Origin of the sequence: Streptomyces sp. NPDC088733, from assembly GCF_044751185.1 — a bacterium.
In the GTDB taxonomy this organism is placed as follows: Bacteria; Actinomycetota; Actinomycetes; order Streptomycetales; family Streptomycetaceae; genus Actinacidiphila.
Genome location: NZ_JBIVLH010000002.1, coordinates 584,339 through 596,814 on the forward strand (window position 1 = coordinate 584,339; position 12,476 = coordinate 596,814).

The 12,476-nt window shown below is 71.4% G+C and carries 9 protein-coding genes; 4 read left to right on the forward strand and 5 right to left on the reverse strand.

Features of this window, described 5'->3' with window-relative positions; translation table 11 throughout:
- Nucleotides 1-69 precede the first annotated feature (69 nt).
- Nucleotides 70-1,227, forward strand: a complete 1,158-nt coding sequence (locus ACIP64_RS05870; RefSeq protein WP_401582409.1) for a lectin — start codon at nt 70-72, stop codon at nt 1,225-1,227.
- A 61-nt stretch (nt 1,228-1,288) separates the two neighbouring features.
- Here ACIP64_RS05870 and ACIP64_RS05875 read toward each other — a convergent pair whose 3' ends face one another.
- Together ACIP64_RS05875 and ACIP64_RS05880 are read right to left on the reverse strand one after the other, a co-directional pair.
- A complete protein-coding gene (locus ACIP64_RS05875) occupies nt 1,289-2,317 on the reverse strand; it encodes an LLM class flavin-dependent oxidoreductase (RefSeq protein WP_401582317.1) in 1,029 nt (342 codons plus the stop codon).
- Between the two features lie 85 nt (nt 2,318-2,402).
- Nucleotides 2,403-2,909 carry a molybdenum cofactor biosysynthesis protein gene (locus ACIP64_RS05880; protein ID WP_401582320.1) on the reverse strand — a complete coding sequence of 169 codons (507 nt, stop codon included), beginning with the start codon at nt 2,907-2,909 and terminating at the stop codon, nt 2,403-2,405.
- Between the two features lie 169 nt (nt 2,910-3,078).
- On the opposite strand from ACIP64_RS05880, the gene ACIP64_RS05885 reads away from it, so the two are divergent.
- Nucleotides 3,079-3,840 carry a polysaccharide lyase family 7 protein gene (locus ACIP64_RS05885; RefSeq protein ID WP_401582323.1) on the forward strand — a complete coding sequence of 254 codons (762 nt, stop codon included), beginning with the start codon at nt 3,079-3,081 and terminating at the stop codon, nt 3,838-3,840.
- A gap of 42 nt (nt 3,841-3,882) precedes the next feature.
- Here the strand turns inward: ACIP64_RS05885 and ACIP64_RS05890 are convergent, their stop codons facing one another.
- A complete protein-coding gene (locus tag ACIP64_RS05890; protein ID WP_401582325.1) occupies nt 3,883-4,548 on the reverse strand; it encodes a maleylpyruvate isomerase family mycothiol-dependent enzyme in 666 nt (221 codons plus the stop codon).
- Between the two features lie 535 nt (nt 4,549-5,083).
- Between ACIP64_RS05890 and ACIP64_RS05895 the strand changes: the two genes are divergently transcribed.
- Nucleotides 5,084-8,851 (forward strand): S8 family serine peptidase, encoded by a 3,768-nt coding sequence (locus ACIP64_RS05895; protein ID WP_401582328.1) that lies wholly within the window; start codon nt 5,084-5,086, stop codon nt 8,849-8,851.
- A gap of 139 nt (nt 8,852-8,990) precedes the next feature.
- Here ACIP64_RS05895 and ACIP64_RS05900 read toward each other — a convergent pair whose 3' ends face one another.
- A complete protein-coding gene (locus ACIP64_RS05900) occupies nt 8,991-9,476 on the reverse strand; it encodes a GNAT family N-acetyltransferase (protein ID WP_401582330.1) in 486 nt (161 codons plus the stop codon).
- 376 nt (nt 9,477-9,852) lie between these two features.
- Here ACIP64_RS05900 and ACIP64_RS05905 point away from each other — a divergent pair, with 376 nt between their 5' ends.
- Nucleotides 9,853-11,757 carry a hypothetical protein gene (locus tag ACIP64_RS05905; RefSeq protein WP_401582331.1) on the forward strand — a complete coding sequence of 635 codons (1,905 nt, stop codon included), beginning with the start codon at nt 9,853-9,855 and terminating at the stop codon, nt 11,755-11,757.
- 55 nt (nt 11,758-11,812) lie between these two features.
- Here the strand turns inward: ACIP64_RS05905 and ACIP64_RS05910 are convergent, their stop codons facing one another.
- Nucleotides 11,813-12,436 carry a TetR/AcrR family transcriptional regulator gene (locus ACIP64_RS05910; protein ID WP_401582333.1) on the reverse strand — a complete coding sequence of 208 codons (624 nt, stop codon included), beginning with the start codon at nt 12,434-12,436 and terminating at the stop codon, nt 11,813-11,815.
- Nucleotides 12,437-12,476: the final 40 nt, after the last annotated feature.

Below are 12,476 nucleotides of genomic sequence, written 5' to 3' on the forward strand. Positions count from 1 at the left end.
CCCCCCGCAGCTCCCTCCCCCACCGTCACGGCCGTGAGCCGTGTAAGGAGCGATGCCCCGATGGCCCTGATGTCCTGGTCCACCAGACCTGCCCGACGCTTCTCCTTCCGGCGTGCCGCCGTGGGACGTTCCCTGGTCACGGCCGTGCTCACCGCGATCCTCTCGGCACTGTTCGTGGCCGCGCCCCCCGCCCACGCGGCCGACGGCCAGATCTCCGGACTGGCCGGCAAGTGCGTCGACGTGGCCGGCGCGAACAGCGCCAACGGCACCGCGGTACAGCTCTACGACTGCAACGGGACCAACGCGCAGCGCTGGTCGAACTCCGGCGACGGCACCCTGCGGGCACTCGGGAAGTGCCTGGACGTCGTGGACCGCAGCACCGCCGACGGCGCGGCCGTCCAGTTGTGGGACTGCGCCGGCAGCGCCAACCAGCAGTGGGTCGTCACCGCGGCCCACGACATCGTCAACCCCGCGGCCAACAAGTGCCTGGACGTCCGCGAGAACAGCTCCGCCAACGGCACCCGGCTGCAGATCTGGACCTGCACCGGCGGGGCCAACCAGAAGTGGAACGCCCCGGCGGGCGGCGGCGGCAACCCGGGCAACCCGTCCGGATTCGTGGTCAGCGAGGCCCAGTTCAACCAGATGTTCCCGGGCCGGAACGGCTTCTACACCTACAGCGGCCTGGTCGCGGCCCTGTCGGCTTACCCCGGCTTCGCCAACAGCGGCAGCGACACCGTGAAAAAGCAGGAGGCCGCGGCCTTCCTCGCCAATGTCAACCACGAGACCGGCGGCCTGGTCTACGTGGTGGAGCAGAACACCGCCAACTACCCGCACTACTGCGACTGGGGCCAGCCCTACGGCTGCCCGGCCGGGCAGTCCGCGTACTACGGCCGCGGCCCGATCCAGCTCAGCTGGAACTTCAACTACAAGGCCGCCGGCGACGCTCTCGGGATCGACCTGCTGGGCAACCCCTGGCGCGTCGAGCAGGACTCGGCCGTGGCCTGGAAGACGGGCCTGTGGTACTGGAACACCCAGAGCGGCCCCGGCACCATGACGCCGCACAACGCGATGGTGAATCAGGCCGGCTTCGGCCAGACGATCCGCTCCATCAACGGCTCCCTGGAGTGCGACGGACGCAACCCCGCACAGGTCCAGAGCCGCGTGAGCGCGTACCAGCGGTTCACGGGGATCCTCGGGGTCAGCCAGGGGAACAACCTCTACTGCTGACCGGTACGGCGAACTCCCGCCCGTGGGCGGCCCGGAGCCACCGGGCCGCCCACGGGCTCCGTCACACGGCGGCGGGCCGGCCCAGCGCCGGCGCGAGGCGGGTGGCGATGTCCGTGAGGATCTGGACGTAGTCCTCGTGCTCGAAGCTGAACGGCAGCGCGAACGCCACCTCGTCGACCTCGCGGAAGGCCGCGTGGGCCGTCAGCCGCTCGGCGATCTCGTCGGAACTGCCCACCAGGTCCGGCGCGAACATCAGGCGCGCCGGCCCCTGCGGCGCTGCCGTGCGCGGCAGCCGCGCCTCGGCGTAAGCGGCGTACTTGGCCCGCTGCTCCGGCGTGGCGCTGTCGGTGGGGATGACGACGAGTCCCTGCGAGACGCGGGCGCCCTCGCCGTCGGGGTGGTGGGCCCGGTAGGCGCGGATCTGAGCGAGCTGGATCCCGGCGAAGTCGACGGCCTGCTCGCTCCCCTCGGCCTTCACGACGCTGCTGGTCAGGAAGTTCATGCCGTGCTCACCGGCCCACTGGGCCGACCGCAGGCTGCCGCCGCCGTACCACATGCGGCTGTGAAGCCCCGGGGAGTGCGGCTGGACCCGGTCGGAGAAGACCTCGATGCCCTCGACACCGCTGAAGTCGGTCGCGGGCTTGCCCCGGACGAAGTCCAGCAGGCGTTCGACGCGGCGGTATCCAAAATCCTCGTGTTCCGCCGTGTCGGGGTACAGGGCGTGTTTGACCTGGTCGTAATGCATGGGCGGGCCTACGCTGACGCCCGGGTTGAGGCGGCCTCCGGAGAGCAGGTCCACCGTGGCCAGGTCCTCGGCCAGCCGCAGCGGGTTCTCCCAGCCCAGCGGGATGACGGCGGTGCCGAGTTCGATGCGGCTGGTGCGCTGCGAGGCGGCCGCCAGAACGGCGACGGGCGAGGAGATGCCGTACTGGAGGTGGCGATGGCGCACCCAGGCGCTGTCGAAGCCCAGCCGCTCCCCCAGTTCGATGATCTCCAGCGTGGACTGGTGGCCGCGGCGGGGATCCGCCTCGTCGAACAGCCCGATGGTCAGGAAGCCCAGCTTGCGCAGCGGCCTGGACGTCGGCGGCACGGCGTTTCCTCCCTCGTACGCGATGTCCGCGGCACCCGAGGCCGCGACTCCGTGATTGTGCCCGCCGCCGCGCGCGGGCGGGAGGTCACCCCTGCGCCGAGGGTGCCACGACCGTGAACTCGGCGGGGCCGACGGCGAGTTCGCCGTCGGTCAGCGGGGTGCACCGGACACCGCCCTTGCCGCGCAGGGCGCGTTGCGCGCCGGGGCCGATGACGGCGTCCATCCACGCGCACGGCCGGGCCGGGCGCCGTACCGCCAGCAGGACCGGGCCGGTGCCGGTGTCGAGCGACACCGTCGCGCCCACGAGCGCGTCGATGTCGACGCCCCGGAGCAGGACGTTGCGGCGCGTCAGACGGAGGTCGACCGCCGGGTCGATGTCCACGGGAAGGTTCTCCGCGGCCATGAGTGTGACCGCGGCGTCGCGATGGGCGGGACGGCCGTAGTAGCGGTCCCCCACCAGGCCGAGGTTCGCCCGCACCTGGGCATGGAGGACGATTTCGCCGTCGTGCGCCGGGGACGGCCCGTCGGACGGCCGTCCCATGTACCGGTGCACGGGCGAGACCAGGAGCTGGACGACTTCCACCGCGGACATGATGGCCACCAGCCTACGGCCGGCCAGGCCCGGACGGTACGCCCATTGGTACAGACCTTGACGTGACCACGCCACGGGCCTACCGTCTCGACGTAACCCGACGTTCACGTCCACACACATCGTTCATGTAAGTGAACACGAACACCTTGATCCCGCAGGAGGTCCCCCCATGCGCACGCGTACGCTGCTCGCCTCCCTCGCCGTCGCCACCGTCGTCCTCGGCACCGGCCCCGCCTTCGCCGCCGATCCCAAGGTCGCGCCCGGCGGCAACTTCGACCTCTCGGTGTGGCAGCTCCAGGAGCCGGTCGGCTCCCCGGGCTCGCCGACCACCATCTCCTCGTCCCGGCTCCAGGGCCCGAACGGCTACCAGGACGCCTACTTCTACACCGACACCCGCGACGGCGCGATGACCTTCTGGGCGCCGGAGAAGGGCGTCACCACGCCCAACTCCAACTACGCCCGCTCCGAGCTGCGCGAGATGAACCGCAGCGGCAGCGCCGCGGACTGGCCGCTCAGCGGCACCCACCGCATGAACGCGACCCTGCGCGTGGTCTCGGTGACCTCCAACGTCTGCGTCGGGCAGATCCACCTCGGCTCCGGCGGCTCGTCCACCAAGCCGCTGCTGGAGCTGTACTACCGCTCCAGTGGCGACATCGTGCTCGGCACGGAGAACTCGCCCGCCGGCGGCCAGACGCTGCACACCGTCGGCCACGTGTCCGTCGGCAAGACGTGGACGTACACCATCGGCGTCTCGGGCGGCCACACCATCGACCTCACCGTCAACGGCAGCACGACGCACTACGCGATCCCGTCGTCGTTCAACCCGTACAAGCAGTACTTCAAGGCCGGCTCGTACAACCAGTCGTCCTCCGACAGCACCACCCGCGGCGCGCGCGTCGCCTTCTACGGCCTCACCGTCTCGCACAGCTGAACTCCCGCTCCCGCCGCGGGCCGGGCGCCCGCGGCGGGACGCTCACCCCTGCGGGCAGCGCTCACGCAGGACCGCGACCCCGTCGCCCGTGAGGTCGTCGCAGTACGCCGCGCGCCCGGTCATGGCCATCACGAGCGAGAGCGTCGGTCCGGACACCAGCGCCCCGGAGCCGCAGGTGAACGGGCCGTCGTCCGCGACGAGCCGCAGGCCGCCGATGCGGCCCTTGGCCAGTACCACCAGGTCGGAGCCCCCGTAGTAGCCAGCGACGTGGGTAAGCGTCCCGACCGGACGGTCGCGGCGCAGCCCCAAGGGGCGCCGGATGTCCTCCCCGTGCACGATCACCTCCCCGAGCAGGGCGACCACGGGCAACGGCGGCTTGGTCCTGCTGGACACCGTCCCCCGGAACCGCTCCAGCGTCTCCGCCGGGGTCGCGCCCAACTGCTCCGCGAGCCGGACGGCGACCATCCGGTCGAAGTCGAAGCGGCAGCGGATCACCCCGGCCATCCACCGGGCGGGATTGAGCCGCGCCGACGCGGTGAGGTGCGCCAGCACCTCCCGCACGGTCAGCCCCTCGCACAGCGACGGCGTCGCCCACCCCTTCTCGTCCAGGCCGGCCAGATCGGCCGCCAGCGCCGTCCGCTCGGCCTCGACCAGGGGCCACAGCCCGGCGCCCCTGCCCCGCTCCGCCGTCGTGTCCTTGCCGGTCATCGTGTGGAGGTCTCCCGCCGGGCCGCCCTTGCCGCGACCGGCCGGACGCCGGTCACCGTAAGGGTAGGACCGCCGGCCCGGCACGAACTCATCGCGCCGCGGAGCACGATACGCCGCGAGGACGGACACCCCCGTCAGGGATGCGGACAGGTGGCCGGGCCACCCCGCCGAGCCGCGCATCGACGGCGCCGGGTGGAACGGGCGCCCACCCTGGGCGGCCGCCGGGAAACGCCGGGCGATCGCGACGCGCCGTGACGCCGGGGACGCACTCCGCGCCGAAGTCATCACCATGGGGTGGTCGTCACCGCCGCGCGGTCAGGACCGGATTCCGGACCGCGGCGGTGCTCGCCGTGACAGCGGCGGGGCTCCGGAGCCTCCGGTGAACCCCGTACTTCGCGGAGATGTCTGCTTTGCGAACCGCGGACGCTGGCGCAAAGGTGCCATGGCCATGAAGTGACAACCCGGAACCGCCATCTGGGGCCCTGCCTGGCTGATCATCAGGTGCCTGATTCTTCAGTCGCCGTGAGGAGTAGCTGTGCCCAGCATTCCCATACCCAGACCGGGCCCCGTCGCGCTCGCCGCCGTCGCCGCCCTGACGTTGGGGGTCGTACCGGCCGCCGCCGTGACACCCGCCGGCCAGGCCGCTCCGCGGCTGCCCGCCCGCGCGGCACATCAGCCGGCCTCGCAGACCGTCACGCTGATCACCGGTGACAAGGTGACGGTGACCACCGATGCCCAGGGCAGGGTCACCCGTTCCGTCCAGGGCGCGGACGGCCGGCTCACCGGCGCCACGACCTTCAAGGTCGGCAACGACATCTACACGTACCCGGACGCCGCCCTCGCGTACGTCGCCGCCGGAAAGCTGGACCGTGAACTCTTCAACGTCACCAGGCTCCTGGCGGACGGTTACGGGGACGAGCAGCGCGCCGGCCTGCCCCTGATCGTCACCTACACCGACGCCGCTGTCCGCGCGCGGACCCAGGGGGTGCCGGCCGGCGCCGCCAAGACCCTCACCCTGAGCAGCATCCAGGGCGCGGCGATCTCCGAGTCGCGGTCCAAGGCCGGTGACTTCTGGGAGTCGCTCACCGGTGGAACCGCGGCGGCGAGCGGTCGCAGCGCCGCCGCCAAGCCCCAACTGCACGGCGGAATCGCGAAGGTCTGGCTCGACGGCAAGGTCAAGGCCGCTCTGGCCGACACCACCGCGCAGATCGGCGCGCCGCAGGTGTGGGCGGGAGGTGACACCGGGCAGGGTGTGGACGTGGCCGTGCTGGACACCGGTGTGGACACGCAGCACCCGGACCTGGTGGGCCAGGTGGCCGCAAGCGAGAGTTTCGTACCCGACCAGGACGTCGAGGACCGCAACGGCCACGGCACCCACGTCGCCTCGACCATCGCCGGCACGGGCGCCGCCTCCGACGGCAAGGAGAAGGGTGTCGCTCCCGGCGCGCGCCTCCACATCGGCAAGGTGCTGAACAACGAGGGCAGCGGCCTGGACTCCTGGGTCCTGGCCGGTATGGAGTGGGCCGCCCGCGACCAGCACGCCAAGGTCATCAGCATGAGCCTCGGCGCCGGGCCCACCGACGGGCACGACCCGCTGAGCGAGGCCGTGAACGAGCTCAGCGCCGAAACGGGTGCGCTGTTCACCATCGCGGCCGGCAACGACGGCCCGCACACCGTCTCGACGCCCAGCGTCGCGGACGCCGCGCTGTCCGTCGGCGCGGTGGACACCGCGGACACCCTGGCCGAGTTCTCCAGCACCGGCCCGCGTCAGGGCGACGCCGGTCTGAAGCCGGAACTGACGGCGCCCGGCGTCGATGTACTGGCGGCCCGCTCGCAGTACGCCGAGGACGGCAGCGGCTCGTACCAGACGCTGAGCGGGACCTCCATGGCCACCCCGCACGTCGCGGGCGCCGCCGCGCTTCTCGCCCAGGTGCACCCGGACTGGACCGGGCAGCAGCTCAAGGACGGCCTGGTCAGCACCACCCACGCGACTCCCCAGTACACCCCGTACGAGGGCGGCAGCGGCCGCCTCGACGTCGCCGCCGCCGTGAAGAACACCGTGTTCGCCACCGGCACCGTGTTCGGCGGCTACCGCGCCCCCTCGGCGCCGGCCGGCGGAAAGACCGAGAAGGAGGTGACCTACACCAACACCGCCGATGCCCCGGTCACCCTCGACCTGGCCGTCCAGGTCCCCGGTGCCCCCGCGGGCGCCTTCTCGCTCTCCGCACAGAAGGTGACCGTCCCCGCACACGGCAGCAGCAAGGTCACTCTCACCACGGACTTCGACCTGGTGCAGCCCGACACCATGACCCCGGGCCGGATCGTCGCCTCCGACGCGTCCGGCACGCCGCTGGCCCACACCGTGATCGGCGCCTACGTGCAGGCCCCGCGCTTCACCCTCACGATCAAGGGCAAGGACCGCAGCGGCCACCCGATGGGCGGCGAGGTGTTCCTGATGAGCGACAAAGTCACCATGGGCCCGCTGCTCCTGGACGCCTCGGGCACCGGCACGGTCGACGTGCCTGCCGGCAAGTACCTCGTGCACCTGGAGAGCGATGTCCGGGGCACTCACGGGCCGCACTCCAAGGGCAAGGCGATGCTGGCCGCTCCGGAGGTCGTCGTCGGCAAGAACACCACGGTGTCCCTGGACGCGTCCAAGGCCAAGCCGGTCTCCGTCCGGACGCCGCAGGAGAGCACCCTTGCCGACCTCCGCACCGACCTGTACCGCGGGTTCGCGAACGGGAACTGGCTGTTGATGCAGCGATGGCCCGCCAGTGAGTACGACAGCATCTGGGCCCTGCCCACCAAGCCGGTCACCACGGGCACGTTCGGGTTCGGCGGCGACTGGCGCATGACGGCGCCGGCCCTGAAGGTCGCGTCCGGCACGCGCGGCTTCGACGATCTGATCGTCATGCGCGGACGGACCCCGCTCAAGAAGGGGACGGGCCAGTACACGGCCGTCTACGCCGGGCAGGGAGACGCCCCCGCGTACATCGGGCTCAAGGCCGCGGGCAAGGTCGTCGTGGTCCGGCGAAGCGATGCCGTCGGGCCTGCCAAGCAGGCCAAGTACGCCGCCAAGGCCGGTGCGAAGCTGCTGCTGGTCGTCAACGACCGTGACGGCCGGCTGAACCCGTGGGACAACGACCTCGACAACCCGTACGCCGAGACCGGTAACCCGCCTCCCCTGACGGTGGCCTCGCTCACCGCGGACGAGGGCAATGAGCTGATCGCCAAGATCAAGAAAAGCCGGGGCATCGCGCTCAAGGTGAGCTCGCGCCCGACCACGGACTACCTCTACGACGTCTCCAAGCACTGGGCCGCGATCCCGGCGGACCCGACCTACCGGCCACGGAGCAGTGACCTCAACCGGGTGCAGGTCTCCTTCCGCAGCAACCGGCCCGCGCGGGCCCTGGAAACCCGTTCAGCGGTGTGGCAGACCTTCTACGGATCGAACCCGCTGCCCACCCCCGCCCAGGCCGAGCGCACCGACTGGGTGTCGCGCAACACGGACTGGGTGGAAGAGGCCCAGATCAACCAGCAGCTGCAGATCAGCAGCGACTCCGTGAAGCGGTACCCGAGCGGCACCACTTCGCACCTGGCCTACTTCGGGCCGATCCAGCGTCCCCGGTCGAACGGCACCTTCGTTCCGGTCCGGGTGGGCGACCAGGTGCTGGCGGTCATCCCCGGCTGGGCCGACTCCGAACCGGGGCACGTCGGCAGGACGCTGAACAACACCGGTGTCCGCAACAGCGTGAAGATGTACCAGGTGCTCCCCGACGGCGATCCGCTGCTGCTCAGGGACTCCACCACCGACACCCTCGGCAGCCCCCGGTACCCCCTCACCCTGGACAGTTCCGAGAAGCTGCCGTACCGCCTGGTCTCGGAGAACGCCCGCGACTTCTGGGAGAACGACTACTCGGTCACGACCAGGACCGAGTGGGGCTTCACCTCCGGGCGGCCCGCGGCCGGCACCTATGCCGTTCTGCCGCTGATCCAGCTCGACTACACCGTCAAGGGCATGAACAACGCCGGCAGGACCGACCGCCGGGCCGCTGTCACCGTCACTCCCTCGCACCTGGCGGGCGGTCCCCGCTCCGACACCATCAAAACGGTCCGCCTCGACGTCTCCTACGACGACGGCGCCACCTGGAAGCACGCGGCTCTCACCCGCACCTCGGCCGGCTGGAGCACGCACCTCAACGCTCCCGCCAAGGCGCAGTTCGTGACCCTGCGCACCAGCGCCGCCGACAGCAAGGGCGACACCGTCACGCAGCGGATCAGCCGGGCCTTCGGCCTGAGGTGAGTCCGCATCGGATCAGCCCTGGCTGACCGATCCCGGGGCGGGGCCGCTTCCAGCGGTCCCGCCCCGCTTCCGTTCCCGGCAGCGGGGCGGGACCGTCACGGGCGCGCCGGTCCGCCTCCGCGGCGTGCCGACGAACGCGTCACGTCGCGCGGCGGCGTGCCGGTCCGTGCACGATCGCGGCGACATCGGACGTCATCCCGATCAGGCGCTCGCCGTTGTGCTCGAACCCGTGTCGGGTGACCATGCCCGTCCGCTGGTCGAAGCCCTCGGCGCGGGGCTCCGCGCCGACGCCGAGCACGCGTGCGCCCAGCGCGGCAGCCCGCCGGACCAGGTCGCCCCGGAGCAGGCGCCCGACACCGGTGCCGATGAACGGCCGGTCGACCAAGAAGAGGCCGATCCCGAGGTAGTCCGCGTGCTCGTTGAGGGTGTGGAAGCCGACGGGGTCGCCGCCCCTCTCGGCGACCGTGGTGTGCCGCGTCGTGATGTCGGCCACCGTGAGCTTCGGCGTCAGGGCCGGAACGTCCTCCGCACGGCCGCCCGTCCAGTGCGACTTCGACCGCTGGACCAGCGCGTCGAGGAACGGCGGATCCACGGGCCGGGCCGGACGGATCGAGACACCCTCCATGCCGCGAGGGTGGCGGGAACCGGCCCCGGCCTCACCTGTTGGCCACTCGCGGAGCACGTCACGCGGTACGGCACCACCGGCCGCCGAAGCGGCCCCGGACCCTCAACGTCCGCTATTGGTACGAACCTTGGGCCGCACAACCGTAGCGCGAGCACCCGTTCGCCCAGTAGAAACTTCAAGCACGCTCGGCTTGCCGGGAGCGGGCGATCCCGGGCGGTCCGTCGCCCGCGGTGTCCGGTCCCGGCGTCCCTGGGGAGGGGTGTCCGCGATGACAGGGGGTCGGTCGTACCCGCCGAGAGAGCGCTCTCACTTCCCCCATGGACCCGCCTGCCCCACCCACTTCGCTCCGCGCCGCCCAGCGGAAAGGACGAACTCCATGACGACCCTGCCTCCCGGCACCGCGGGTCACCCGTCCCAGCGCCCCGCCCGCCGCCGCCTCGGCCGGGTGTTCGCGCTCGCCGTCGTCCTGGCCACCTGTGTCATGACGACCGGAACAGCCGCCGTCGCCGGGCCTCCGGGCCCAGGCGCGGCGGACGCCGGATCGACGGAACTCGGGCCCAACGTCACCGTCTTCGACCCGGGCATGCCGGTCGGCGACATCCAGGCGACCCTCGATGCCGCGAACGCCGCGCAGGTCGGCAACGAGATGGGCACGACGCGTCACGCGTACCTCTTCAAGCCCGGCACGTACGGCACGGCCCAACACCCGCTCCAGGTCAAGGTCGGCTACTACACCGAGATCGCCGGCCTGGGCGCCTCGCCCACCGATGTCGTCATCAACGGCAAGGTGGAGGTCTACAACCGCTGCCTGGACGGCGGCGGAACGAGCAACTGCATCGCGCTGACCAACTTCTGGCGGACCCTGTCCAATCTGTCGATCAGGATCAACGCGACCGGTCAGGGCGGCTGCCAGGCGTCGGCGAACTTCTGGGCCGTCTCCCAGGCGGTGTCCATGCGCCGGCTGGACATCAGCGGGGGCAACCTCTCGCTGATGGACTACTGCAGCGCCGGTCCGCAGTACGCCAGCGGCGGCTTCATCGCCGACTCCAAGCTGCCCTCCGTCACCAGCGGATCGCAGCAGCAGTGGCTCACCCGCAACACCGAGATCGCCGGCTGGTCCAACGGCGTGTGGAACCAGGTCTTCTCCGGTGTCGTCGGCGCCCCCGCGGAGACCGGCTTCCCGAACCCGCCCTACACCACGCTCGACACCACTCCGGTGAGCCGCGAGAAGCCGTACCTGTTCGTCGGCGCGGACGGGACGTACAACGTCCGCGTGCCGTCCGCCCAGAAGAACAGCCGTGGTGTCTCGTGGTCCGGCGGCATCACACCGGGCCGCACGATCCCGCTCGGCGACTTCTTCGTCGCGACCCCGTCGGACTCCGTGCACGACATGAACAAGGCGCTGTCGCAGGGCAGGAACCTGCTGCTCACACCCGGCGTGTACGACATCGCCTCGACCATCAGGATCAAGCGCGCCGACACCGTGGTCCTCGGCCTCGGGCACGCGACGCTCACCGCGGTCGGCGGCGCGACCCCGATCCAGGTCTCCGACGTCCCCGGAACGGTCATCGCCGGTGTCACGATCGACGCCGGGACAAAGGAGTCGCCGGTGCTCATGCAAGTGGGCAAGAAGCCCGGCAACAACCACAAGAGCTCGCCGGACGACCCGACGACCCTGTCCGACGTCTACTTCCGCGTCGGCGGCCCGCACGTGGGCAAGGCCGACGTCGCGCTCCAGGTCAACAGTGACGACGTCCTCATCGACCACACCTGGGTCTGGCGGGCCGACCACGGGGTGGAGGGCCTGACCGACACCCAGCGCTGGAACACCAACACCGGCCTCAACGGCGTCGTCGTCAACGGCGACCACGTGACCGCGACGGGCCTGTTCGTCGAGCACTTCCAGCAGCACAACACCGTCTGGAACGGCGACGACGGCACGACGATCCTGTACCAGAACGAGTTGCCGTACGACCCGCCGACGCAGGCCGACTGGATGAACGGCGACGTCGAGGGCTGGGCGGCCTACAAGGTCGCCGACGACGTCAGGACGCACCGCCTCTACGGCGGCGGCGCCTACGTCTACAACCCGAACAACCCGGCCGTCCACACCGAGAACGGCTTCGAGGTCCCGCAGACCCCGGGGGTCAGGCTGCACCACATCATGACCGTCAACCTCGGCGCCGGGACGCTCGACCACGTGGTCAACGGCCTGGGCGGTCCGGCGGACACGACGAGAGTCGGTTCGCCGGTGTACGTGACGGACTACCCCGCCCCGTAGGGCACCGCACAAGGGACCGCCCGCTCCGGTCGGCACCGGGGCGGGCGGTCCCTTCTCACGTCCCGCAGGGGACGGAGGGCGACGACGGCTCCGTGCGGAGCTGCGCGATGCCCAGGTCGAGGGCGGCCTCCAGATGCGTGAGCGAGCCGGTGGCCATGAGGATCGAGACGCCGCCCTGGATGCCGGCGAGCAGGGCCGCACCCGCCCGTTCGGCGTCCTGCGAGGCCGGGATCTCCCCCTGGTCCTGCATGCTGCGGATGCCGGCGGTGATGTCGGCCTGCCAGGCGGCCAGCAGTTCCCGGGTCACGGCCTGCGCGCCGGGCGTCGTGCGGCTCAGTTCGGACGTGAGCACTCCCAGCGGGCAGCGCGGCCCCTGCTCGCGGTAGCGGTCGACGACGGCGTCGCGCCAGCGCTGCCAGGCCTGCCAGGAGCTGAGGTTGCCCAGGTGCGGCTGCTGGTCGGAGAGCACGCGGGCCGCCTCGTGGGACGCCACCGCGAGCAGCAGGTCCTCCCGGCCCCCGGGGAAGTAGTGGAAGAGCTGGCTCTTGCTGGTGGCCGTGTGGGCCCGGATGTCGTCCAGGGTCGTGTCGCCGACGCCCCGCTCGCGGATCACCGTGGCGGCCCCCTCGATGATCCGCTGCCGGGTGGCGGCGCCCTTGGCCGTGAGTCGTGACGTCATGGCGTCATTCTCCGCCGGGCTTTTTGGACACGCCAGTCCA

Bases quoted from the DNA above. Each gene is read 5' to 3' on its own strand.
- ACIP64_RS05870 (WP_401582409.1), top strand. From the start codon at position 70: ATGTCCTGGTCCACCAGACCTGCCCGACGCTTCTCCTTCCGGCGTGCC.
- ACIP64_RS05880 (WP_401582320.1), bottom strand. From the start codon at position 2,909: ATGTCCGCGGTGGAAGTCGTCCAGCTCCTGGTCTCGCCCGTGCACCGG.
- ACIP64_RS05885 (WP_401582323.1), top strand. From the start codon at position 3,079: ATGCGCACGCGTACGCTGCTCGCCTCCCTCGCCGTCGCCACCGTCGTC.
- ACIP64_RS05890 (WP_401582325.1), bottom strand. From the start codon at position 4,548: ATGACCGGCAAGGACACGACGGCGGAGCGGGGCAGGGGCGCCGGGCTG.
- ACIP64_RS05900 (WP_401582330.1), bottom strand. From the start codon at position 9,476: ATGGAGGGTGTCTCGATCCGTCCGGCCCGGCCCGTGGATCCGCCGTTC.
- ACIP64_RS05905 (WP_401582331.1), top strand. From the start codon at position 9,853: ATGACGACCCTGCCTCCCGGCACCGCGGGTCACCCGTCCCAGCGCCCC.
- ACIP64_RS05910 (WP_401582333.1), bottom strand. From the start codon at position 12,436: ATGACGTCACGACTCACGGCCAAGGGCGCCGCCACCCGGCAGCGGATC.